This window comes from Vibrio sp. CB1-5, from assembly GCF_059412285.1.
On record NZ_JBJHPB010000002.1, the window covers coordinates 160,104 to 185,139 of the forward strand.

A 25,036-nucleotide genomic window follows, 5' to 3' on the forward strand; every position below is an offset into this window, starting at 1 on the left:
CATGTTTGTTGCCCGATTTGTTTCACCAGACCTGCTGCATCAGTTTAGCGATTCGATTCAGTTACCCGAGTTGGCGTTGAAGAATCGACACACGCTGCTGCTGCTGTGCTTTCTGATTTTGCTGGCAGGTACGCGATTGACACCGACACGCTTAGATTGGGAGCGCGCCTTCCCGCATATCAATTTCAATTCATTCAGTTTTGGTGACAACTTTCGTCTTCTTATTCAGTTGTGCTGGTTGGCGTTAATCAAGCAGAACTTTACATGGCAGCAGTGGCGCCTAACACGTCATATTAATGCAATTCGAAGGCTCATAGCGCACTTTTTTAGTGCTTGTCGACGCTTCTCAGCGAGAGCTGTGACGGCCATTGATGATAAGCTTGAAGGGCAGGGGGTAAAACGCTCGGCGAACCATTTCGTTCCAGATAGTTTGCTCTACATCGTACTCTTAGTATTGACGGTATTGTGCTTGACTGTACCGTTTTCTATTACCGCACAGATTGTGTTTGTGGCGGTATTGGCGATAGTTGCGGCTTCTGTTCGCGGAGTCAAAGGCCGCTTGCCGAACATGCTGCTCATCATCCTCTCTCTTATCGCCTCTTGTCGTTATTTATGGTGGCGATACTCGTCGACTATCAACTGGGACAAAGATCTGGATATGATGCTCGGTTTGGTGCTGCTGATGGCAGAAACCTATTCGTGGATGGTGTTGATTTTAAGTTATTTCCAGACCATTTGGCCGTTAAATCGTACTCCTGAAACCTTGCCGGATGATCCCAAAACTTGGCCAAGTATTGACTTGTTTATTCCCACTTACAACGAAGAATTGGATGTCGTTAGAGCCACAGTGCTTGCAGCCACCGCAATCGACTGGCCGAAGAATAAGCTTAATATTTACATCTTGGACGATGGTAAACGTGATTCATTTCAGGCGTTTGCTGAGCAGGCTGGCGTCGGTTATATTCGCCGACCTACCAATGAGCACGCCAAGGCAGGTAACCTTAACTATGCTCTAAAGCAAACGCAGGGTGATTATGTTGCTATCTTCGATTGCGATCATATCCCCACACGAGCTTTCTTTCAGGTGACGATGGGCGCGTTTGTTAAAGATCCTAATCTTGCCTTGGTACAAACCCCGCACCATTTTTTCTCCCCGGATCCGTTTGAACGTAACTTATCTCGTTTTCGTCAACTTCCGAATGAGGGCAACTTGTTCTACGGTTTGATCCAAGATGGTAATGATATGTGGGATGCGACGTTTTTCTGTGGGTCCTGTGCGATATTGCGCCGAGGGCCGCTCGAGGAAGTGGGTGGTGTGGCCGTAGAGACCGTAACAGAAGATGCTCACACCGCATTAAAGATGCACCGATTGGGTTATCGTAGCGCTTACCTCAAAGAACCGATTTCAGCGGGTCTTGCAACCGATAGTTTGTCGGCACACGTAGGTCAGCGTATTCGTTGGGCTCGTGGAATGGCACAAATATTCCGAACGGATAATCCCCTATTGGGCAAGGGGTTATCTTGGCAGCAGCGCTTGTGCTACCTCAATGGCATGATGCACTTTTTAAGTGGGATTCCACGCCTTATCTTTATGATCGCGCCATTGGCGTTTTTGATTTTAGATGCGTACATCATTTATGCGCCTGCGATTGCCATTGTACTGTTTGTTTTACCACACATGTTTCATGCCAACGTGGCCAACTCACGGATACAAGGCCAATACCGTCATTCATTTTGGGGCGAGGTGTATGAAACTGTCTTGGCTTGGTATATCGCCATCCCTACCACAGTGGCATTGTTCGCTCCGGGACGTGGTCGATTTAATGTTACAGCGAAGGGCGGATTGATAGACAAGCGCTTCTTTGACTGGGATATCAGTAAACCTATCATTGGCTTGTTGCTGCTCAACCTGCTGGGATTTGCGGTAGGCACTTATCGTTTGTTTGATTATCAGTTTACTGACACTACTACTGTGTTGGTGAATTTGTTTTGGGTCATCTACAACTTAATTGTACTCGGTGTTGCGTTAGCCGTTGCTGCGGAAGAAAAACAAGTGCGTATGGCGCATCGAATTGATGTGAACTACCCAGTGTCGTTCATGACCACATCGGGGCATCATTATCCTGCGACACTGAAAGACTTTTCGTTTAGTGGGCTTGGCATGCAGATAGATCCTGCTACTAACATTCAACTTGGTGATGAAATTTTGGTTGCGCTCGAGCGTTATGGCATCAAAGAATCGTTCCGTTGTGTCGTGCGCTTTAGTCGCGATGGTGTGGTAGGTGCCCAGCTTTTGCCAATGACGATGGAAAAAGAAAAACGCTTTGTTCAGTGTACGTTTGCTCGTTCAGACACTTGGTCTAAATGGCAACAAGCCTATGAACACGACAAACCGCTAGAGAGCTTGAAAAGCATGCTTTATGCCAGCGCGGTTGGAATAAGAAAAATGATTGAGTTTAGCCCCTCGGCGATCAGAGTGGTGGTTTTTAAGTGGGTCGATATGATGAGGAACCTTGCCTCCTATCGTCCTCGCTGGATTGTATAGGATATTAGAATGAAACTGATTCACGCGTTAATGCGAGTGATGCTCGGGGCGAGCTGTTTGTTGTCTGCCTCTGCTCTAGCCGATTTTGCTGATACGTCTCCAAAGCAAGTAAGCTATACCTTCAGCGAGATTGCGGGTCCTTCTTCAATCACCATTCGTGGTAGTGGTGGCACCGCTTTTCTGGGGTTTGGCTCTCGTCTTGATCAGATCATAACGGGTGGAGAGCTGGATTTGTATTTTTCGCCTTCTCCAGCACTGCGCGCGCGCGTGTCACATCTTCGTGTCTATCTTAATGAAGAGCTGATGGATGTCGTGGACTTCCAGCAAGATGGTGCCCACAAGCTGGAAAAAAACATCCGTCTCGATGGTCGTTTCTTCAAAAACTACAATCAGATAAAGTTCGAACTCATTGGTCGCATTGACCAAGAGTGTAGCGATGCCAGCGATCCTGCATTGTGGTGGGAATTAGGTTCGGCGAGTCGTATTACCCTTGATGTACGTAATATTGATGTGGCTAACGAACTTAGCTTACTTCCCGCGCCGTTTTTTGATGCACGTGACTTAAAAAATGTCACCATCCCCGTCGTATTGCCGAGCGATTTTGGTACCCAAAATCTGCATTCTGCTTCAGTCGTGGCGTCTTATTTCGCCAGCCAAGCAAAATGGCGCGAGGTAAGTTTCCCTGTATACCAGCGTGAGGCGCCAGATCAGCACGCTATCGTGTTTGCGACCAATGATCACCGCCCCAGCATCGTTAAAGATTTACCCGAGATCACTCAACCAACCATTCAAATGGTGACGCACCCTACGATTCCGGGTAAGAAATTACTGTTGGTGTTGGGTAAAGATGATGAGCAGTTGGAGTTAGCGGCGCGCGGTCTGGTGGCAGGGAGCCAGTTGATGTCCGGCGAAGTAGCCTACATCAACAGCGTTACCAATGTTGCACCTCGCAAGCCATACGATGCGCCGAATTGGTTACCGACCGACAGGGCTGTTAAGTTCTCAGAGCTAATTGAGGGGAGCTATCAGCTGGAGTCGCAAGGTGTTGAGTTAAATCCGATCCGTGTCGACTTTACTCTACCGCCTGATCTGTTTACTTGGAATGCCAATAGCGTTCCAATGAAACTGAGCTATCGTTACTCTCCTCCTTTGAAAGGTACTAAAACCTCTCGTTTGAATATCTCAGTCAACGACAGCTTTGTTCGAGCATTTCCACTCGATGAAAATAGAAGCGAAGGTGAGCAAGATACATGGCGAGTGCCTATCTTAGGCACAGAGTCGTTTACCGGTAAGTCATCGACCCAAGTACCGGGGTTTAAGATCTCACAAAACAACACGCTAGCGTTTAACTTTCAAATTGCCAATGTATCAACGGGCGTTTGTGAGGGTATTGGACCGACTATCAATTATGCGGCGATAGATGGAGCGTCCACCCTCGATTTTTCTGGCTTCCCTCACTACATTCGTATGCCGGATGCACAGTCATTTGTAAGCTCGGGCTTCCCTTATTCGAAAATGGCTGATCTGTCTGAAACGGTGGTCGTCATTGCTCCGACACCAAGCGTAAAAGAGGTTGAGCTGTTGTTAAACACGGTTGGGTTTATTGCTAAGAAAACTGGCCTACCTGCCTATCAGTTTAATTTGACAGAGCAATGGGATGAGTCTGCTCTGAGTGATAAAGATATTTTGGTGTTGGGTGTGCAAGCAGCGACCAAATTTGACCTCACATCGACGGCGCTGACTCACGTGAGCTCCAGTGAGAGTGGGCGGTTTATTGAGGCGACCGCAGTGTCTGAAAAACCGCAAGCTCAAGGGTTGGCCAAACTTTCTGGTCGCCAAGCAACGGTGAGTGCTAATGTGCGCGCCCGTGGTGAATTTGCGTCTATCGCCAGCTTTGAATCGCCGTTTTCCAAGCAGCGTACCGTCACGGTATTGTCTGCCCGAAATGATGGCTCAGTGCCGCTTCTGTACGTTGCAATGAACGCTCGTGCAAATAGCGTAAGTGGCTCTGCAGTGGCAATCACTCCGAGTGACATCGTGAGTCATCAGGTGGGTGACTACTATTATGTCGGTTCACTACCGCTTTACGATCTGGTTTGGTACCACTTCTCCGATAGACCTATGTTGATGGTAGCGATAGCCTTGCTATTGGTAGTGGCCTTTACCTTGGTGATGTGGCGTATGCTGTCACGCTATGCAAAACGCCGTTTAGCGAGTCAGGTTAGCACGCAAAAAGGAGCTTAATGATGAGAACATGGTTGTTTACTTTTGCCATGATGCTAAGTGTACTAGCTCCGATAAGTCGCGCCGACACTTGGCAGCAGTGGCAGGATTTCAAAGCCGCCTACATGACACCAGAGGGACGCATTGTTGATGGCTCTGATACCAGACTCATTACCACATCAGAAGGGCAGTCATATGCGATGTTCTTTGCTCTTGTCGCAAATGACAAAGCGGCATTTGATACCCTTTATAACTGGACTCAACAACATCTAGCGGCGGGCGATCTTACTGCTAGACTTCCCGCTTGGCTTTGGGGTAACACGGCGCAAGGTTATGGTGTTATTGACAGTAACTCAGCGTCAGACTCAGATTTGTGGATAGCGTATACCTTAGTAGAAGCGGGGCGTTTATGGGGTAATGATTACTATCAGAACGTTGGATACTTGCTCGCAAAACGTATTCTCAAAGAAGAAACCGTTACTTTCGGTCAGGGTAGCAGACAACTGCTACCCGGTAAGCAAGGTTTTGTACAAGGTGACAAGGTAAAGCTCAACCCAAGTTACGTCCCTTTAACCGTCTTGGCTGTTTTTGCAAAGAATGATACGCAAGGCCACTGGCGTGAACTCTACTCGAGCTCTCTTACATTATTGCTCGATAGCCAGCACAAAGGGGTGAGCCCGGATTGGCTTCTTTATGATGGTAGGACAGTTACGTACGACTCAGAAACAACGGACATCGGTAACTACAATGCCATACGTAGTTATCTCTGGGCGGGGATGATGCCAAGCGACATGGAGGGGGCGCAGCCAATGGTTGAGTCATTTAAGCCGTTTGTTTCGCAAGCTATCAAACAGCAATACGCACCGCTCAATACTTATGCGCAGAGTGGAAAAATGGAGCAACGTGGCCCTGTTGGGTTTGATGCTGCGTTATTGCCTTTAATTGGTTTAAACGCCGACGAAGAAGTCACGTCAAACTGGGCTGCACGAGTGCGCGAAAATCTTGTGACAGATCGCAATAATGAGTATTACAACAATGTGTTAGCCCTGTTTGGATTAGGGTGGTACGACAACCAATATCGATTCAATAGCCAAGGAGAGTTGTTAGTGCCGTGGGCGGAGAATAGTCAGCAGTGAAGGTGAGCAGAGCATCGAGCCAACTTTCTGCAGCGCTTTTGAGTGTGCTTTGCTCCTCGGCGTGGGCCAGTGACGTTCCTTCGGTGTTTTACCGTTCAGCTCCGGATTGGCTTGAAAACCAGATTGTGATTGGTGAGCTCAAACAAGATGAGACGCTTGTTGAATCCGCCGTCGAACGCTGGTTAGCGATTGCGCCAGATAGCCCTGAAGCCTTGTTTGCAAAGGCGCGCTGGTTGGTTAGAAACAACCAAGCCGATGAAGCAGGCGCGCTTTTTAGGCAGTTGAATGAACAAGCAGATCCTGCTTTGATTGCTGCCTTTGGCAATTATCTCGAATTGCATACTACCGAGCGAGATCAGTACAACCAAGCCATACTCTTGCAGCGTGGTGGGCAAAATGAAGCGGCGCTGAAGCTCTTTGAGGAGCTTTATGGCTCCGAGCGCCCTGATATTATTAGTGAACTCGATTACCTTGGGCTCAAGTCAACTTTTCCTGAGTATCAGGAACAGGTGCTTGAGGCGTATCAGCAGTTGGATCACGCTTTTCCCAATGTTGGTGAAATTCGTCTTGGTTTAGCTCGGCATCTCTCTCGCTATGGACGAGAGCCTGAAGCGTTAGCGATTTATCGCGATTTATCGAATGATTCTCGCCTTGGTGTGTTCGCCAGTACGCTCTGGATGACAGAGTTACAAACCGAGCCTATGTCTCAAGAGTGGATGGATGCACATGAGCGGATTGCCAGTTACCATCCAGATAACTTGAGTATCCAGCAGCAATACGAAACGGCTAAGCAGCGTTGGGAACGCGAAAAAACGCTACGTAAAGACCCGATATATCGTGGGAAATTGGTGGCATTTGAGCGAATCGAAAATCGTCAGTATGACGCGACCACATTTAAGGCACTGCAAGCGGCCAACCGCAAGTATCCGAATGATCCCGAAATTTTAGTCGCGCTCGGCCGTTACTATTACCACAACAATAATTATCAAGCTTCCGTGGATGCGTTCAAGCAAGCTCAAAAGCTTGATGACTCACCAGACTTGATTGATTTCTACCAATCCGAGCTAGACTCGATTCGCTTTTGGCAAGCGCTTGATGCTTCTAGGCGAGCTCTGAGTGCCGAGCAGTACAGCAAAGCGATGCAGCAAGCGGACTTAGCGCTGTCACTGGATGATACTGAACCTTTTGCTCATATCATCAAAGGGCAGATCTATCTGGTACAGCAAGAGTATAGCCAAGCGCATTTAGTGGCCAAAAAAGCACTGACCTTAGCGCCAGAAAACAGTTCTGCGCTGCAGCTCTTTGTACAAACTTACGCGCCAAATGAAGGTCATGAGGGCGAGTACGCCGCTCTGCAAACCCTCAAACCGGCACAGATCGAGCAAATAGCGACCTACGCAGCAGAGGTCGAACATCTTGTTGTCTACGGCAGATTGTTAAAAAGCCAAGTCCTACCAGAAAATGACCCGATATTTCGCGCGCAGTTTAGGCGCGTGCTCGACAGTGATGCTTATCTTCCTTGGGTGAAAAAAGATATTGCGGAGCAGTTGCTTCGGTTGGAGCAGCGTCGCTTGGCCGATACTTTGATGAGAGCGGCTTATCAGCAGCATCAAGACAATGAGCATACGCACGCCTTCACCCTATATTTGACAGGGCAGGGGCGCTGGGATGAGGCGTTTGAGGTTGTTAATCAGTCGCCTGCTCAACAGCTCACCTCTGCGGAACTCTCAACCTACTCTCGCGTGAAGCTTGAGTACTATCGCCAGCAAATTGCCAAACAACAGCTTAGAGGTGATGAGCTGATTGCGTTTATTGAACATGTCGCTCGCCATGATCGCCCAACTGCGATTGTGCTTTGGTCAGAAACGCCCTTTGACGATCGTGCCCAAGCCGAAATGGATGCAGTGAATATTGCCTCGCTCAGTACGCCTGAGTTAGAGCTTATGTCACAAGCGGCATTTGATATCGATAACGCCAGTTTTCACCAAGCTATTTATCAAGAAGCTCAGCAACGTCAAGCACTGTCAGACATTATTGAACAGCGCCAAAGTTTGTTTGATGCCGATAGATTGCTGGCTGAAAACCAGGTTGAAGCCGCTTCAGAGATTTATCTGGCACGCCTTAATGACGGCGTTGTGCTATCTCAAGAAAGGCTCAGTGCTTGGCTTAGTGCTGCACCTCAATACATTGCTCCTGTCTTGGATATTCAAGCGAAGCGCGTGTTCGAGCTTAGCAATGAGCAAATGGTTAGTAGTTTGACTTTGGCGCTGGAGACGGACAATCAGCCTTATATTAACTTTTTCAACAACCACTTGCCCTTAAAGCAGCTTAACGCCTTCAACTATTGGCAACTGCAAGAAGCGTCTCTATCTCAATCCAAAGACGCGTTGACTCAGCAGTATTCGCGTCAGGCTTTGCTTTTGGATGACAAAGAGCGCTTGGGTTTAACCCGAGTTCGAGATATTGGTAGCGCATATCGTGATGCCGACGATAACTGGATGACTAACGACATCATTGCCACGCTCGATAGGATTGATGAACGTCACCAATCTTATTTCATTGTGGGTGCAGAGTTTAATAATGTGCCGGGTGGCTCTAAATACCTCACTGTGCCTTTTGAGCTTGGCATTGCTATCCCTGAGTGGGATGGACGACTCAAGCTTCGTACGGATAGTGTTTATCTCAATAGCGGCTCGCTGACGTACTATGACACTAATGTTGAGTTCGAGCGCGACCGAGTGGGACAAGCCTTCTCTGTTGGCTGGGAAGCCGAGAATTGGCAAGCGGATATTGGTACCACGCCTGTTGGCTTTCGTTATACCGACTGGGTAGGGGGCATTGAAGGGAGCACTGAGTGGGGAGATGTGACCTTACGTGGCAACGTCTCTAAGCGTCCTGTTACGGCGAGCTTTATCTCTTATTCCGGACTATCGGTGACAGAAACCTCTGGAGTGACTACTGAGTTCGGTGGTGTGATTCGCACTGGCGCCACGGTGAGCGCCTCCTGGAATGATGGGCGTCCATACGGCGTTTGGGGCTATCTTGAGTATCATCAGTTAACCGGTAACAATGTGGCCGATAACGATAGAACCTCTGGCATGTTAGGGAGTTACTATAACTTTGTTAGTAGCGATGATGAGGTGTTTTCGTTAGGTGGAACCGTGTTTTACATGGGGTATGATAAAAACGTCAATGAGGTGATCATTAGTCATGGCAAATACTACAGTCCGCAAAGCTACACGTCATTTGCTTTACCTATCTCATACTATCGCCGGCACAGTTTCGATTGGACCTACGGGGTGAGGGGAACAGTCTCGTTTTCCAATGCCTCGTTTGATGCCCCGTACAACATTCCCGGTGGTGCCGCTTCCTCATCAACAGGGGTTAGTGCTGGTCTTCAGTTATATACAGAGTACCGGGTGAGCGATCACTGGAGTTTTGTTGGCTATGTGTCGCAGCAATTTTCGAGTGATTACCAACCGAGTGTGTTTAACGTATATCTCAAGTATCACTTTGATGCGAATTGGCGTAAAGCTCGACTACAGCCCGATCCGCTAAGACTGTACGCGGACTATTTCTAGTCCGCGCATTTCGTATCTCATCGAGTTTACTGCGGACGCTGCTTGAAGAATTTAGCGCGCTGTTTGACCCATTTGTTTGCCCAGTCGACTGGCGCATTTTGGTAAGCGCGTTCAACGGTTTGATTTAAAACGCGCACTGATGGAACATAGTTGAGCGCCTGTTGAGCCTTGCCCAGCTTAGCGATGTCGTTGTCCGTCAATGAGCGGGCGACGAACATCAGTGAATTGAGGTAAACCGTTCCTGATTCAGAGCTTTCGGTAGCGGTGTCGGTAAATAATGCCATTCCTTCTCTATTCATTGCCCAGCGCTCGCCAAGTCCAGGGTAGCGCATGGTGTCAATATGCTCACCATCGATATAGAGCTTGTAAACCACATCGCCAGTTTCAGAGGTGTAGAACACAAGACCAATACGGTACCAAGTGTTAGCGACAATAGCGCCTGCGTAATTTGGATTAAGCCCGATTTCACCGTCTGGTGAGAGGAAAATATCAGGTGCAACGCTACCTGGTTCAGCGTCAATAATTGCACGGTATTTTTCATCTTCGGCGTCTTGCTCTGGCCACAAGACATCGAATACTAAAGTGTAGTTTGATAGTCTATTGAGATTAGCAAAATCACCGTTAGCGGCAACGTCGGTAGCCAGCTTAAAACTACCGGTTTTTAATGTGTTCAGCTCGCCAAGTTCAATCACTGAAGCATTGCTACCGTCGGGAAGCTGCGGTAAAGCAAAAGACTCGGTGGTACCACAGCGCAACAGTTCACTATTGCAAAGCTGTTGCTCATCCGACGTATTCGTAAGCGTAAGACTCGAAGCGATGTTTTGCTTTGGTGCAAAGATATCGCTCGTATCATCAAAATTCCAAACCGAGGTTATATTCGGGGCGTTTTCATCACAACTGAACAGTAGCTCGTCAGTGTCGATGTATTGGCAGTTTGCGGTACGTTTACGGGCATAGGCATCAAAAATCTCCCAAGCTTCGCCAACAAACTCGGCATCTTCTTTAAGATAGTAACTGCCGTTAAAGAACCGTTCAGGGTTCCAAGCCGCGGATTTAAAGAGGCCTACTTGATAGGTCTTGGCTGAATCGATATCGCCTAGTGCTGGACCATGGTAATCAAGACCACTTTCATAATTGAGCATAGCGCTAAGCGCTTCGCCTGATACGCTCACTTGATACAGTGATGAGAAACCAGGCGTATTAGCAGGCTGGCGCTCAATCGGGTAGGCGTGATGAAAGTCTTCTTGGGTCAATGAGCCTGGAGCCCAGATCTCGCTATCTTCAATTTCTCCGCGATTGAGGAAGCTGGCATCTATTTGATAATTGATCCCTGATTTGGGTGCAGTAAAGTCGGTCAAACTGTCATGCAGAATATCCAAGATACCATCGCGGCTTGGTTGTTTGAGCGATACCGCAATCTCGGTGTTCGCATCGGGAGCGTAAGTTCCCATGATGCCATCAATACGACGTTTGGTTGTCTCGTTAATCGGTAACGATTCGGTAATGTCGAGTTCGGCAATGGTTTCGGGCGCTATTGCGGTTTTAGTGGCGAGGTCAAACGTTATGGTGACGTCAGTGTAACCTTTGGCATTAAAATCAGGCAGCAGTACTGTCGTGCCGTTTACTCTAGTGGTCTTTGGTGAGTCGTGAGTGTGTCCGCCGAGCACAAGATCGATACCGTCAACAAAAGTAGCCAATGCGACATCGGTGCCATGGCCAAGGTGGCTGAGCATCACCATATAGTCCACTTGATCGCCATAATCGGCAATGATCTCGCGTGCACGCTCGTTCCAGTCCCAACGCATTCTGAAATCGTCAATAAAGTCTACTTGCGGCTTAATCTCTTCATCTAGCTCATTCCAAGGCCCTGACGTCATGCCAAATACACCTACCTTAATACAGCCGACTTGTGCAATAGCAAAGTCGACCCCTGTAAATCCCGCAGGGTCATTACCATAGTATTCGGTGTTGGAGGCAAGGACTGTTGATATATCATCTTTTGCGTACTCCAGTAATTGCTCAGGTCCCCAGGCAAAGTCGTGATTACCAATCACGCGATAATCAAACTCCAAAGCTTGCGTGGCCTCAAGCGTGGCGTAGCCCTCTGATAATTGCTCGGCAACCGTCCCTTTCTCATAGTCATCACCACCGTTGGTAAACAGGGTGTAGGGCTCTTCGGCAAGCGCGTCGACATGAACTTGTTTGATTTTGCTATAGAACTGCTCACGATAACCAAAGTGGCCGTGTAGGTCAGCGACGTGGATAAAGCGAATGGTCTGCGTGCCGGCACTGGTGTCACAGGCTGGCCCATGAGACTTAGTTGGTGCAACTGGAATGGGATCGCCAAGCGAGACGCTGGTTTCATCGTTACAACCAGAGAGCAATGTTGCGGATAGGGCGCTGCCCAATGCGAGCAATGTAAAGCGGGTACGTATCATCGAAAAACCATAGCTAATCAAAGTGGAGAGCAAAAGCTTGCATAGGATACCAGATTCTGGTTGGTGAATTATCACTAGCAATGGAGTTATTGTTGGGTTTTATGTGGTGGTTCGCATTCAACAGTGTTTGGGGGAGAGGATTTGCGGGTAGTAAACGCATATCGAGATGTATTGGAGCTGCCTTAGGCGCTATTGGTTGGGGCGGTATAATGGCTGAGCGCCAATAAATCCTGTGAATTTTTTGCGTTAAGTAAGGAAACTGTAAGAAAATGGGGGTTTCCTCCAATGTTTCTGCTTCAATGCCTTGCTGTGATGGCGCGGCATTGGTACATTTAGTGCAATTTTTGTCTTCTAATTCTTGCAGGACGAGCGAAGAATATGTTTAAAAAACTGCGTGGCATGTTTTCTAACGACCTATCGATTGATTTAGGTACTGCCAACACACTGATTTATGTAAAAGGACAGGGTATCGTCCTAGACGAGCCTTCTGTTGTAGCTATCCGCCAAGACCGTGCGGGTTCAGCCAAAAGCGTTGCGGCCGTCGGTCATGCAGCGAAACAGATGCTAGGTCGTACACCTGGCAACATTTCTGCCATTCGTCCAATGAAAGACGGCGTAATTGCTGATTTCTACGTGACTGAAAAAATGCTTCAGCACTTCATTAAGCAAGTTCACGACAACAGCGTATTGAAGCCAAGCCCACGCGTACTCGTATGTGTGCCTTGTGGTTCTACCCAAGTTGAGCGTCGTGCAATTCGCGAGTCTGCGCTGGGTGCGGGTGCTCGCGAAGTCTACCTCATTGATGAGCCGATGGCGGCTGCAATTGGTGCTGGCCTGCGCGTTTCAGAACCTACGGGTTCGATGGTGGTCGATATCGGCGGCGGTACAACGGAAGTAGCGGTTATCTCACTAAATGGTGTGGTTTACTCGTCGTCAGTTCGTATCGGTGGTGACCGTTTTGATGAAGCGATCATCAACTACGTGCGTCGTAACTATGGCAGCTTGATCGGTGAAGCAACGGCTGAGAAGATCAAACACGAAATCGGTTCTGCGTACCCTGGTGACACGGTGGAAGAGATCGAAGTTCGTGGTCGTAACCTAGCTGAAGGTGTGCCACGTAGCTTTAGCCTAAACTCAAACGAGATCCTAGAAGCGCTTCAAGAGCCGCTAACAGGTATTGTTTCGGCAGTAATGGTCGCATTAGAGCAGTGTCCGCCAGAGCTGGCATCAGATATCTCAGAAAACGGCATGGTATTAACGGGCGGTGGTGCACTACTTCGCGATCTAGACCGACTACTGACTGAAGAAACGGGTATTCCTGTTGTTATCGCTGAAGATCCACTGACCTGTGTGGCTCGCGGTGGCGGTAAAGCGCTTGAGATGATCGACATGCACGGTGGCGATCTATTTACTGAAGAATAATGGTTTCTCTCTAGTTTTGGTGTGGTACTGAAACTAGAGTCCGCATCAAGGTTATGAGTACATGAAACCAATATTTGGTCGAGGTCCGTCCTTACAACTTCGGTTATTTCTTGCTGTAACTCTATCAGCCGGCTTAATGCTGGCTGATAGTCGTTTAGACACATTCTCCAATTTCCGCTATTTGCTGAACAGTGCCGTTGCGCCTATTCAATATACTGCCAACTTACCGCGCAGCATGTTCGATGGGGTCTATGAGCGTCTCAATACTCGTCAAGGCTTAGCTGAGCAAAACATCAACCTCAAACGTGAAGTGCTGCGTTTGAAAAGCGACCTTATCTTGCTCGATCAATATCGCGAAGAGAACCAGCGTTTCCGTGAACTACTTGGCTCATCTTTTGTGAGAGATGAGAAGAAAGTGGTTACCGAGGTGATGGCGGTGGACACCTCTCCTTATCGTCACCAAGTTGTGATTGATAAAGGTCGTATTGATGGTGTCTACGAAGGCCAACCGGTTATTAATGAAAACGGTATTGTTGGTCAGGTGACGTTCGTTGGGGCGCACAATAGTCGAATTATGCTACTGACGGACACTAACAGCGCGATCCCAGTACAGGTGATCCGCAATGACATCCGTGTTATTGGCTCTGGTAACGGTTCTATTGATGAGATCCAGCTGGAGCACATTCCGACCAGTACCGATATTCAACCCGACGATCTTCTTGTGACGTCTGGTCTTGGTGGTATTTATCCTGAAGGGTATCCCGTGGCACACGTTAAATCGGTGCAACGTGATAATCGTCGTGAGTTCGCTAATATCATCGCTGAGCCCGTGGTTGATTTTGACCGTTTGCGCTACCTACTTTTGATCTGGCCGAATAATGATAGGCAGCAGCAGGAAGTAGAAGATATCCTCAATGCAGAATAAAGGATTAACACACAATTATGACTAACCGCTCTTTTCGCAGTCATATGGTGATTGGCACGTCGCTGCTGGTGGCGTTGGTGCTGCAAACCATCCCATGGCCGGGCGTTTTGGATTTTATTCGCCCTTCATGGCTATTTTTAGTGCTCGGTTACTGGGTGCTAGCACTGCCGCACCGCGTAAATGTGGGTACTGCCTTGTTTGTCGGGTTAGTGTGGGATTTACTTGTCGGCTCGACCCTTGGTATACGCGGCATGATGATGTCGATTGTGGTGTACGTCATCGCGCTTAACTTTTTAGTGTTACGAAACATGGCATTGTGGCAGCAGGCTACCATTATGGCGCTGTTGTCTATGGTGCTCGAAGTGTGCATCTTTTTCGGCGAGTATTTGATCCAAGACGTGACTTTTAATCCAATGTCGCTGTGGAGTGGATTGATTAACTGTATACTCTGGCCATGGATGTTTTTACTGCTACGTCGAGTAAGAAGGCATTGGCATGTCAGATAGTAAGCTAGTATCACGCGTTGTATTGGCGTCCACATCACCGCGCCGTAGAGAGTTATTGACTCAACTGGGCTACGAATTTTCTATTGTTAGCCCAGATATTGAAGAGCAGCGTCAAGATAGTGAAGCGCCAGAAGAATACGTGGCGCGTTTGTCGCTAGAAAAGGCACAGGCAGGGCTTGCTTTGAGTCATCAAGACAGTGTGGTTGTGGGTTCCGATACCGTGGTTGTGCTTGATGGTCATGTATTAGAAAAACCGAACGACGTTGACCATGCCAATCGCATGCTAAGTAGCATGTCAGGTCAAAAACACCAAGTGCTGACAGCGGTCAGCGTGGTAAGCAAATTAAAGCAAGCATCGGTGGTGGTGACCACGGATGTGTGGTTCAAAACACTCAGCCAACAAGAAATAGAACGATATTGGCAAAGTGGTGAACCGAAAGATAAAGCTGGCAGTTATGGTATCCAAGGATTAGGTGGGCGTTTTGTTACTCGGATCGAGGGCAGCTATTACGCCGTAGTGGGACTGCCGCTGTATGAAACTGACCAGCTCTTGCAAGAATTTATAAATAATTAAAATAATTGAGGTGCGCTCATGAGTGCAGAGCTGTTGATAAACGTAACTCCCAGTGAAACAAGAGTTGCGATGATAGAGAGTGGAATTCTTCAAGAAGTCCACATTGAACGCGAAGCCAAACGAGGCATCGTGGGGAACATCTACAAAGGTAAAGTCAGTCGCGTGCTTCCGGGGATGCAAGCGGCGTTCGTCGACATCGGTCTTGAAAAGGCCGCGTTTCTTCATGCTTCCGATATCGTCCCTCACACCGAATGCGTCGCTGAGAACGAGAAAAAACAGTTTCAAGTACGCGACATCTCTGAGCTAGTCCGTCAAGGGCAAGACATTGTGGTGCAAGTGGTCAAAGACCCACTGGGCACCAAAGGCGCTCGTCTAACAACAGACATCACTCTACCCTCACGATACTTGGTGTTTATGCCTGGCGCGAGCCACGTAGGTGTGTCGCAGCGTATTGAAAGTGAAGATGAACGCCTACGTCTTAAGCGAGTGGTGGCCGATTACTGCGATGAGAATGGCGGGTTCATCATTCGTACCGCAGCCGAGGGTGCAAATGAGAAAGAACTGGCGCAAGATGCCGCGTTTCTTAAGCGTTTGTGGACTAAAATCAACGAGCGCCGTACTAAATACAAGACACGTTCGACCTTGTATGGTGAGCTAGGCTTAGCACATCGTATCTTGCGTGATTTCGTTGGTACCGAAATCACCCGAATTCAGGTCGATTCCCGTTTGATATTCGAGAGTCTAAAAGAGTTTACCAGTGAGTTTGTTCCAGAATTAGAGTCACTGTTAGAACTCTATGAAGGTGATAAGCCGATTTTCGACATGTTCGATACGGAGAACGAAATTCAGCGCTCACTGGAGCGCAAGGTCGATCTTAAATCCGGTGGCTATCTGATCATCGATCAAACTGAAGCCATGACCACGGTAGACATTAATACAGGTGCATTCGTTGGTCGACGTAATCTGGAAGAGACCATCTTTAACACCAATGTTGAAGCGACTCAAGCGATTGCTCGCCAACTGAGACTGCGTAACCTAGGTGGTATCATCATTATCGATTTCATTGACATGGGGCTGGATGAGCACCGTCAACGTGTTTTATCTTCTCTTGAAGCAGCTCTATCAAAAGATCGTGTAAAAACCAACATCAATGGCTTTACCCAGCTTGGTCTGGTGGAAATGACCCGAAAGCGTACCCGCGAAAGTATTGAACATGTATTGTGTAGCGGTTGTCCAACTTGTGAAGGTCGTGGTTCGGTGAAAACGGTGGAAACCGTCTGTTATGAGATCCTACGTGAAATCACTCGAGTCAATCGAGCTTATGATGCAGACAAGTTTGTGGTCTATGCGGCACCTGCTGTTGCGGAAGCGCTAGAGGGTGAAGAGTCACATGCACTCGCCGAGCTTGAAGTCTTTATTGGTAAGCAAGTTCGAATTCAAGCGGAACCACTGTATATTCAAGAACAATTTGATGTTGTTATGATGTGATGAGAAATTTGTGAGTCCTCGCGTTAATCAAATCATACGCCTATTTCTCTGGCTAATATTGACCGTGCTGGTGTTACTTGCCTCCACGGTCACAGTGCTGCGTGTCGGCCTGCCTCAACTGAACAAAGTTCAACCTGAAATCGTCACTTGGATAAACCAATCCACGGGAATGAATGTCTCGCTTAAGGACGTGCGCGGTTTTTGGCGTAATACTCACCCCTCAATTTCTCTGCAAGGAGTATCAGTTGGTCTCCCTGATAGTCCTGAAACCCAGTTTGAAGTTTCCAACCTTGAACTCGAGTTCGATCTAATACAAACCGTGTTGCAGCGCCAGCCTGTATTGGCGGATATGGTGATCAACGGCATGACGCTGGATGTTCGCTCGGTGGATCTGCTCAAGGCGGCGGAGAGTAAACCGTCCGAGCTGGCAACCAACGCACCAGCGAAAAGTGGTGAGCAGTTGATCCAGCGTTTGGATAACTTATTGTTGAGACAGCTTGACCGATTCACGGTAGCGGACTCGACTATCCACTACACCTCTATTTCTGATGAAGCTCGTCAGTTAGATATTGAGAATTTGCAATGGCGTAACGAAAAACGTCGCCACTTAGCGCAAGGCGTGGTGTCCATCGCCGATGCCAATCTTAATGCGCTCGAAGTGCGAGCAGACTTTGTTGATAATGGCTCTCTCACCAGTGTGACTGGCGACTTTTATGTCACTGTGGATGAGATGTCGCTGTCTCCTTGGCTATCGGATGAGCAGAAGCAGCAAACGGGCATTGAATCAGGATCGGTCAGTCTAAGAGCTTGGCTTGAGCTAGATAATAGCAAAGCAAAAGAAGTCTATTTGGATGTGCTTCCTTCTGAACTTAGTTGGAAAAGAGATAATCAGCAACATGACCTCATCGTTGAGTCTGCGGTATTACATCTACTGCCATCTACGTCGGGTTGGCAACTGAATGTTCACCAAGTACAGGCTCGTACTGATGAAGTTACCTGGCCTGAGTTGGATATTGCCGTTGATTGGAATCGTGATAATCAATGGCAAGTCAATATCTCCGAGCTTGATGTTGATAGCTTAAAACCATTGGCGACATTGGCTAATAACGAGAATATAGATCAATGGCTGTCGAGACTTAACCCAGGCGGCCGTATTGAAGACATCCGTGTTTCTCAACTTGCTGGTACTGATTCGATTAAGTATTCGGCGTCATTAAAACAAATGTCGCTATCTCAATGGGGACTATTACCTGGATTTTCTCATGTTTCAGGCCATCTACGTGGTAATACTGAACGTGCTTATGCGCGAGTGTCGGTTATCGATGATAAGTTCCCATACGGAGATGTGTTTCAAGCGCCACTGAATATCAAGCAAGGCTTAGTCGACATTCACTGGGAAAACCATGGTGAGCAAGGCTGGTCACTATGGTCGGATAAAGTGACAGCTGCCACGCCTGATCTTCAAGTTCTGGGGGCATTTAGGCTCGATTTCCCTAAAAATGACAGTCCGTTCTTGTCCTTTTATGCCGAAGCGGATCTGTACAACGCAGGGGAAGTGTGGCGGTACCTGCCAACTCTAGCAATGGGGCAGAGCTTAACAGACTATCTATCCGCGGCAATTCAAGCAGGTCGCGTGAACACCTCTAAGCTTTTGTGGTACGGCAAGCTTTCTGATTTCCCGTATCGTGACAACAACGGTATGTTCCAAGCGTTTGTAGGCCTTCGTGATGCCAAGTTTAGTTTTGATACCAATTGGCCACCGCTGACGGATCTTCAACTTGATTTACTGTTCCAAAACGAGAGCATGTATCTTGATTCGCGCTCAGCAACCTTGATGGATGTTCAAGGTAAGCGAATTACCGGACGAATTCCTGAGCTTCGCGGTGATGGTCACCTAGAAATTGAGGCTAAAGCTACCGGTCAAGGCAGTGCAGTCCGAGATTATATGACCGCTTCACCTTTGGTAGACTCGGTCGGTGCGGCATTAACCGCGGTTCAAGTCGGTGGTGACGTAACCGCTGATTTTCAGCTCTACATTCCGTTTGGTGGTGATGACACGCCATCTAGAGCTTGGGGTCACGCAGACCTTAGCAATAATCATGTTGAGATTGATGCACCGCCTATGACGTTGGAGCAGGTCTCTGGTCGCATAGAGTTTGATAATGACGTAGTTAGGGCAACGGGACTGTCTGCGAACTTACTTGACCAGCCAATCAACTTGGACTTCCAAGGGCAGAACGCAAGCAAAGGCTACGCAGTGAAGATCAACTCAGTTGGCGATTGGAGCACCAAGCCCCTAGAGCCTTACATTGGCGATAAGGTCGTAAGCCGCTTGGCAGGGCACGCACCTTGGCACCTAGATGTGGACATCCAGCTTAATGATGTAGGCTTTACCTATCAACTGGACTTAGATGCCAACCTTGCGACGATTGCCAGTGATTATCCTTATCCGCTCAGTAAGTCGTTTGGTGATGCTGGCAAGGCAAGGCTGCAAGCCTCTGGAAATCAGGAAAACATCACCGCTCGCTTGCAACTGCCATCGGTAAAATACCAGACTGAGATTGATATTACCCAACAAGTTCCTGTGCTGAAGGCGACCAACCTAGTGCTTGGGGAGGGCGGATTTAAAATTAGCCCAATCCTTGGCCATCACTTCCAAGTGCGTTCTGATACTATCGATTTTGATAAATGGGCAGAGGTATTTGAAGAGCCACCGAGCGATAAAAAAGCGGTGCTGGATGACTTGCCTAAGCCAGAACTGCCATTGCCAAAACGTGCCAGTGTCGAAGCTAAAGAGCTGATATTAGGCGGAATTGAATGGCACGATGTTAATTTCGATGCTAGATATAAAAAAGGTGGTTGGCAGTTTGCTCTGGATAGCCAAGAGGCAAAAGGCGAGGCCAGTTACAGTGATAACAACGAGCTGCATGTTGCATTGAGCCGTTTACATATTTATGTACCCGAGCTTGATGAGATTGCCGAGCAAGATGAGTCGATCATCACCCAAGAAAACCCAGACGCACCGAGTGTGACTGATTTTGAGCGTTCCTTGTTTGAAGCGCTACCCGATACCTTGTTGACCATCGATAACTTTTGGTTCCAAGGTTACAAAGTAGGTAAGGTCGACATGGATGTGTCTAGGCAGGGCAATAAGCTGGTTTGGAACAAGCTGCAACTCTCTAGCGGTGCCAACCTAGTGGATATCGATGGTAACTGGATGGTGTCAGGTGATCAAAATAAGACTCAAGTGAACTTCGCGGTAAAAGGTGAAAACAACAGCGATCTCATGGAGCGTTTTGGTATCACTACGGGTATTCAACGTGCGCCGTTTGAAATGAAAGCCAAACTTGATTGGGATGGAGCGCCTTGGTCTATGCGCCTTGATACCGTTAATGGTGATATGAATACCAAGCTTGGCAAAGGGGTGATCTCCGACGTTAGCGGCGCGGCGCGACTACTTGGTTTGTTTAGTCTTGACTCTATTATTCGCAAGATGCAGCTCGATTTCTCGGATGTATTTGATAAAGGCATGGCCTTTAACTCGATAACAGGTAGCGGCCGAGTGCGTGATGGTGTGTTTGTCACCAACGACATTAAGATGGATGCGGTAGCCGGTGATATGAGAATCAAAGGTTTGGCTGATCTTTCTAAACAAACTGTAGATGCAGAGGTGAGCTTCACCCCTGATATGACCTCGGGTATTCCTATCATCACCGCGTTTGCGGTAACGCCACAAACGGCGTTAGTCGTGCTGGCTGTGACGACAGTGATCTCGCCTGTCGTTGAGGTAGTAACGCAAGTCAACTACTCGGTAAAAGGGCCGCTTGACTCCCCGACAGTTAGTGAAATATCCCGCAGTAGCGGTGAATACACGCTGCCTGAGGATCTTAAGAAGGAGAAATAAGTCGTCTATGAGCATGGAACGCTTTGGAATCATACAAATGACCTCGGGGCCTGACCCGCAACGTAACTTTGAGCATATTGAGCAAAAAGTCGCGTTTTTGGCAGACAAAGGTATGCGCTGGATACTAACGCCTGAAAATGCGTTGGTATTCGGTCAACGTCGAGACTACCACCAACACGCAGAATACTTGGGTAAAGGGGAGTTTCAAACCAAACTCGCCAATCTTGCTAAGCAATATAGCGTGAATCTGATCATTGGCAGCTTTCCTATTCGTATTTCTGAAAGCGAAGTGTCGACCACCACGCTGGTCTTTGACAGTAATGGTCAGCGTATGAATCATTATGACAAGTTGCACATGTTTGACGTCGATGTGAATGACGCCCACAAGACTTACCGAGAGTCCGAAACCTTTAAGGCTGGGGGCAATATCGCTATGGTGCCGACAGATTTTGGCGCGATTGGGTTATCTATCTGTTATGATTTGCGCTTTCCACATTTGTACTGTGCACTCAGGTCGCAAGGCGCGAATGTGATTGTCGTGCCAGCTGCGTTTACCGCGGTGACGGGCAAAGCACATTGGGAAGTGTTGCTGCGAGCAAGAGCTATTGAAAACCAGTGTTGGATCGTTGCCGCCAATCAATGCGGTACCCACCCATGCGGTCGAGAGACTTGGGGACGCTCTATGGTGGTGTCTCCTTGGGGCGAGATCCAAGGCCAACTTGAACAGCAAGCGGGCACCATTACTGCCGAATTGAATTTTGATGTGGTCGAAGAGGTAAGACAGAGCATGCCTGTCGCCAAACATATCCGCTTCGAGCAACATCTCCACTAATTATACTTATTAAGAGCAATCAAATATGGAACGCATAGAAGACGCGCTACTAGGCCCAACCGGTCTCTCTGAGCAAGATATTGAAGCTACACTGGCGAGCATTGCGACTCGCCAAATTGACTATGCAGATATCTACTTTCAATCCAGCTGGCACGAATCTTTAGTTCTTGAAGACAGCATCATCAAAGATGGCTCTTTCAACATTGATCGCGGTGTGGGTGTGCGCGCTGTGACTGGTGAGAAAACTGGTTTTGCGTATTCCGACCAAATCACCCTTGATGGGCTGAGTCAGAGCGCTATCGCAGCCCGCGGTATTGCTCAACAAGGTCAAAGCGCTCAAGTGAAAGCGCTGACTCGCAGCGACAACCAAGCTTATTATGCGGCAGTGAACCCGTTGGAAAGCTGGGAAAAGCAGCAAAAGACAGAGCTTCTGAAACAACTGGATGCTTACATCCGCACCAAAGAGCCATTGGTTAAAGAAGTGTCAGTGAGCCTGAGCGGTGTGTATGAACAGATGTTGGTTGCGGCAACCGATGGCACCTTTGCGGGTGATGTTCGTCCATTGGTTCGTTTGTCGATTAGCGTACTGGCGCAAAAAGGCGAGCGTCGCGAACGTGGCAGCGCGGGTGGTGGTGGCCGATATGGTTATGATTTCTTCCTATCAACGGAAGAAGGCCAGCAGGTTGCTTACAACTACGCTGACGAAGCGATTCGCCAAGCGCTGGTTAACCTTGAGGCGATTGACGCTCCAGCGGGCATGATGCCAGTAGTACTCGGTGCGGGTTGGCCGGGCGTACTGCTGCATGAAGCGGTAGGTCACGGTTTAGAAGGCGACTTTAACCGCAAAGAATCTTCAGTCTTCTCTGGCAAGGTTGGCGAGCAAGTCACTTCAAACCTTTGTACCATTGTTGATGATGGTACGCTGCAAGATTTGCGCGGCTCGCTTAACGTCGATGATGAAGGTGTACACGGTCAGTACAATACTCTAATCGAAAATGGTGTATTGAAAGGCTACCTACAAGACAAGCTTAATGCACGTCTTATGGGCGTGAACCCAACGGGTAATGCACGCCGTGAGTCTTATGCTCATTTGCCAATGCCGCGTATGACCAACACTTACATGCTGCCTGGTGAGCACTCTCCTGAAGAGATCATCTCAACGGTGAAGAAAGGCCTGTATGCACCAAACTTTGGTGGCGGTCAGGTGGACATCACTTCGGGTAAGTTTGTGTTCTCAGCCTCAGAGGCGTACTTGATTGAGGATGGTAAGATCACTGCTCCTGTGAAAGGCGCAACGCTGATTGGCTCGGGCATTGAAGCGATGCAGCAAGTGTCCATGGTTGGTAATGACCTAGCGATTGACCGTGGTGTCGGTGTGTGTGGCAAAGCAGGACAAAGCCTGCCAGTCGGTGTCGGTCAGCCAAGTTTGAAGTTGGATGCGCTAACTGTTGGTGGTACGGACTAACTTTCCTCGCATTGTCACAATTACTGTCTGCGATATACCGTCACTCGACATCTCGTCATTTGATATATCGTCATCCTCGCGAAAGCGAGGATCTCCTACAGCGCGTCATATGCGGGAAGAGATCCCCTTTTTCAAGGGGATGACGAAGTATTATCATCCTAATATCGACTCACAAATTCTCCTCAGCAAACTCCGCCAGTCGACTTCTCACTACACCATTGAGATGAATATTGGCACTGCCACCAAAGTTCTTAAATCGCTCTACCATGTATGTCAGTCCCGATGTTACTGGCGTTAAATAAGGCGAATCAATCTGCGCTAAGTTACCAGAACAAACAATCTTGGTGCCTTCACCACAGCGTGTGATGATGGTTTTGATTTGCGATGCGGTTAGGTTTTGGCACTCATCAAGCAATACAAACGCATTTTGAATCGAGCGGCCGCGCATAAAGTTAATCGACTTGAATTGAATGTTAGCCTTATCGCAAATGTACTTAAGAGAGCCTTCAGTGCAGTGATCATTCTTGTGTAGCGCTTCAAGGGTATCGGTGATCGCCGCCAACCACGGCATCATCTTCTCTTCTTCAGTGCCCGGTAGGAAACCGATTGACTCACCAATATCTGGCGTGTTTCGGGTCACGATGATCTTATCGAACATGTCACGCTCTATGGTCATTTCTAGTGCAGCGGCCATGGCAAGCAAGGTTTTACCACTGCCCGCTGCACCCGTGAGAATGACTAGGTCAATGTCCGGGTCGAGCAGGGCGTCCATCGCCATGCCTTGATAGATGTTTTTCGGCCTGATACCCCACGCTTGACGGCACAGCATGCGTTCTTGGCTTAAGTCACGAATCGTCACTTTATCACCGTCGATGTCGGCCACTCGCCCGGCAAAATCGCTCGACTCGTCGATGAGGTATTGGTTGATGAAGGTTGGGTCAACCGCCTCTCGGTCGAAGGTGTGATAGGTCTTGCTGGCTAGGGTTTTGGTCTCGACTTCATTAATGTGTTCCCAAAACGTGCCTTGCGATTTTTGAAAGCCTTTGGTTAGGTACTGCACATCGTCAATCAGTTGGTCGGTTCGATAATCTTCTACAAAACGCACGCCAGCGCCTTTGGCGCGCAGTCGCATATTGATGTCTTTTGTCACCAACACCACTTCGCGTGGTGAACGTTTGTTTTGCAGATAGAGCACCGCATTTAGGATCCGATTGTCACCCTCTTTATCGGCAAAGGCTTTGACGGTTTCTTGCAGTACGTAATCGGCGAGGATAGAGAGGGTGCCCGTTGCGTCTATATTGCTGGAAAAGGGAATGCCTTCAGAGATCTCATCGGGCGTGGCGTCTTTAAAAATGTCTTCTAGAGCTCGAATGGCGACACGAGCATCACGCGCGACATCGCGTTTGCTGTCTTTTATTCGGTCGAGTTCTTCGAGAACGGTCATCGGAATGACGACGTCGTGTTCCTTGAATGAAAAAATGGCGTGAGGTTCGTGGAGAAGGATGTTGGTGTCGAGAACGAAAATTTTACGGTCGGTATCGCCCATAGAGTCTCCTTGCCGCAACTGGTGCTTGTCCTTTGCGGTTAACTCAGATAGCGATCGAGTCAGACTGTCTGTCCACATTTGCTGCTTCTAGAAAACTCAACGCTTCCAGCTAATTCACTAGTGTTAGCAATGTTGGGGATCTATGCTGGCTCTGATGTCCTATCTTAGTGAGTCAACCGTGTTACGTTCAATTGAAGTGAGTCCAAATTGAACCTGATTCCCTGTAAGGCTAACGAGGGAGGTGACTATCAGAGCTTGGCGAGTAGTCACATGTCGTTAACGTTTACATTCTGAGTATAAGTGAAAAGTGTCACTTTCGTTCTCAGAAATGACACTGTTTTTTTGCAGTTTGATGTCAACCACGACAATTCAAAAAAAACTCAGCTTTTCCTTGTAATTGGCGTGACCTGTATCACGCCTTCAAGTAAGATTAGCGACCTTTCATCTAGGG

Annotated in this window: 14 protein-coding genes; 12 read left to right on the forward strand and 2 right to left on the reverse strand. The window is 48.3% G+C overall.

The features are described from left to right. The first annotated feature begins 1 nt into the window (after position 1). The 4 genes from bcsA to ACJB0T_RS02275 are packed head-to-tail and all read left to right on the forward strand — an operon-like array spanning position 2 to position 9,485. On the forward strand, positions 2–2,545 hold the full coding sequence (gene bcsA, locus ACJB0T_RS02260; RefSeq protein WP_479291454.1) for a UDP-forming cellulose synthase catalytic subunit: 2,544 nt from the start codon (positions 2–4) through the stop codon (positions 2,543–2,545). A 9-nt stretch (positions 2,546–2,554) separates the two neighbouring features. Further along, complete coding sequence (gene bcsB, locus ACJB0T_RS02265) at positions 2,555–4,789, forward strand: cellulose biosynthesis cyclic di-GMP-binding regulatory protein BcsB (RefSeq protein ID WP_479291453.1); 2,235 nt, start codon at positions 2,555–2,557, stop codon at positions 4,787–4,789. Continuing rightward, the gene (gene bcsZ, locus ACJB0T_RS02270) at positions 4,789–5,904 is read left to right on the forward strand and encodes a cellulose synthase complex periplasmic endoglucanase BcsZ (RefSeq protein WP_479291452.1); all 1,116 of its coding nucleotides are present in this window, start codon (positions 4,789–4,791) and stop codon (positions 5,902–5,904) included. The genes bcsB and bcsZ overlap by 1 nt, the downstream gene beginning before the upstream one ends. Positions 5,905–5,906: 2 nt before the next feature. After that, positions 5,907–9,485: a cellulose synthase subunit BcsC-related outer membrane protein gene (locus ACJB0T_RS02275; RefSeq protein WP_479291451.1), complete on the forward strand. Its 3,579-nt coding sequence runs from the start codon at positions 5,907–5,909 to the stop codon at positions 9,483–9,485. Between the two features lie 26 nt (positions 9,486–9,511). Here ACJB0T_RS02275 and ACJB0T_RS02280 read toward each other — a convergent pair whose 3' ends face one another. Then, positions 9,512–11,923 (reverse strand): metallophosphoesterase, encoded by a 2,412-nt coding sequence (locus ACJB0T_RS02280; protein ID WP_479291449.1) that lies wholly within the window; start codon positions 11,921–11,923, stop codon positions 9,512–9,514. A 378-nt stretch (positions 11,924–12,301) separates the two neighbouring features. Between ACJB0T_RS02280 and ACJB0T_RS02285 the strand changes: the two genes are divergently transcribed. The 8 genes from ACJB0T_RS02285 to tldD all read left to right on the forward strand — a co-directional run bounded on the left by ACJB0T_RS02285 (position 12,302) and on the right by tldD (position 23,039). Further along, entirely contained in the window at positions 12,302–13,345 is a 1,044-nt protein-coding gene (locus ACJB0T_RS02285) for a rod shape-determining protein (RefSeq protein WP_042473407.1), read from the forward strand. Between the two features lie 61 nt (positions 13,346–13,406). Beyond that, complete coding sequence (gene mreC / locus ACJB0T_RS02290) at positions 13,407–14,270, forward strand: rod shape-determining protein MreC (protein WP_479291447.1); 864 nt, start codon at positions 13,407–13,409, stop codon at positions 14,268–14,270. 17 nt (positions 14,271–14,287) lie between these two features. Next, complete coding sequence (gene mreD / locus ACJB0T_RS02295) at positions 14,288–14,776, forward strand: rod shape-determining protein MreD (protein ID WP_479291445.1); 489 nt, start codon at positions 14,288–14,290, stop codon at positions 14,774–14,776. Next, positions 14,766–15,350, forward strand: coding sequence for a Maf family protein (locus ACJB0T_RS02300; protein WP_479291443.1), 585 nt, complete (start codon positions 14,766–14,768; stop codon positions 15,348–15,350). Before mreD ends, ACJB0T_RS02300 begins: the two co-directional genes overlap by 11 nt. 18 nt (positions 15,351–15,368) lie before the next feature. Further along, the gene (gene rng, locus ACJB0T_RS02305; protein ID WP_479291441.1) at positions 15,369–16,838 is read left to right on the forward strand and encodes a ribonuclease G; all 1,470 of its coding nucleotides are present in this window, start codon (positions 15,369–15,371) and stop codon (positions 16,836–16,838) included. 10 nt (positions 16,839–16,848) lie between these two features. Then, positions 16,849–20,742 (forward strand): YhdP family protein, encoded by a 3,894-nt coding sequence (locus ACJB0T_RS02310; RefSeq protein ID WP_479291439.1) that lies wholly within the window; start codon positions 16,849–16,851, stop codon positions 20,740–20,742. 13 nt (positions 20,743–20,755) lie between these two features. Continuing rightward, entirely contained in the window at positions 20,756–21,574 is an 819-nt protein-coding gene (locus ACJB0T_RS02315) for a carbon-nitrogen hydrolase family protein (RefSeq protein WP_479292319.1), read from the forward strand. Positions 21,575–21,599: 25 nt separating this feature from the next. Next, positions 21,600–23,039: a metalloprotease TldD gene (gene tldD, locus ACJB0T_RS02320; protein WP_479291437.1), complete on the forward strand. Its 1,440-nt coding sequence runs from the start codon at positions 21,600–21,602 to the stop codon at positions 23,037–23,039. A 169-nt stretch (positions 23,040–23,208) separates the two neighbouring features. Here the strand turns inward: tldD and ACJB0T_RS02325 are convergent, their stop codons facing one another. Then, the gene (locus ACJB0T_RS02325; RefSeq protein ID WP_479292317.1) at positions 23,209–24,585 is read right to left on the reverse strand and encodes a PhoH family protein; all 1,377 of its coding nucleotides are present in this window, start codon (positions 24,583–24,585) and stop codon (positions 23,209–23,211) included. Positions 24,586–25,036 lie beyond the last annotated feature (451 nt).

Bases quoted from the DNA above. Each gene is read 5' to 3' on its own strand.
- bcsA (WP_479291454.1), top strand. From the start codon at position 2: ATGTTTGTTGCCCGATTTGTTTCACCAGACCTGCTGCATCAGTTTAGC.
- bcsB (WP_479291453.1), top strand. From the start codon at position 2,555: ATGAAACTGATTCACGCGTTAATGCGAGTGATGCTCGGGGCGAGCTGT.
- bcsZ (WP_479291452.1), top strand. From the start codon at position 4,789: ATGATGAGAACATGGTTGTTTACTTTTGCCATGATGCTAAGTGTACTA.
- ACJB0T_RS02280 (WP_479291449.1), bottom strand. From the start codon at position 11,923: ATGATACGTACCCGCTTTACATTGCTCGCATTGGGCAGCGCCCTATCC.
- ACJB0T_RS02285 (WP_042473407.1), top strand. From the start codon at position 12,302: ATGTTTAAAAAACTGCGTGGCATGTTTTCTAACGACCTATCGATTGAT.
- mreC (WP_479291447.1), top strand. From the start codon at position 13,407: ATGAAACCAATATTTGGTCGAGGTCCGTCCTTACAACTTCGGTTATTT.
- mreD (WP_479291445.1), top strand. From the start codon at position 14,288: ATGACTAACCGCTCTTTTCGCAGTCATATGGTGATTGGCACGTCGCTG.
- ACJB0T_RS02300 (WP_479291443.1), top strand. From the start codon at position 14,766: ATGTCAGATAGTAAGCTAGTATCACGCGTTGTATTGGCGTCCACATCA.
- rng (WP_479291441.1), top strand. From the start codon at position 15,369: ATGAGTGCAGAGCTGTTGATAAACGTAACTCCCAGTGAAACAAGAGTT.
- ACJB0T_RS02315 (WP_479292319.1), top strand. From the start codon at position 20,756: ATGGAACGCTTTGGAATCATACAAATGACCTCGGGGCCTGACCCGCAA.
- tldD (WP_479291437.1), top strand. From the start codon at position 21,600: ATGGAACGCATAGAAGACGCGCTACTAGGCCCAACCGGTCTCTCTGAG.
- ACJB0T_RS02325 (WP_479292317.1), bottom strand. From the start codon at position 24,585: ATGGGCGATACCGACCGTAAAATTTTCGTTCTCGACACCAACATCCTT.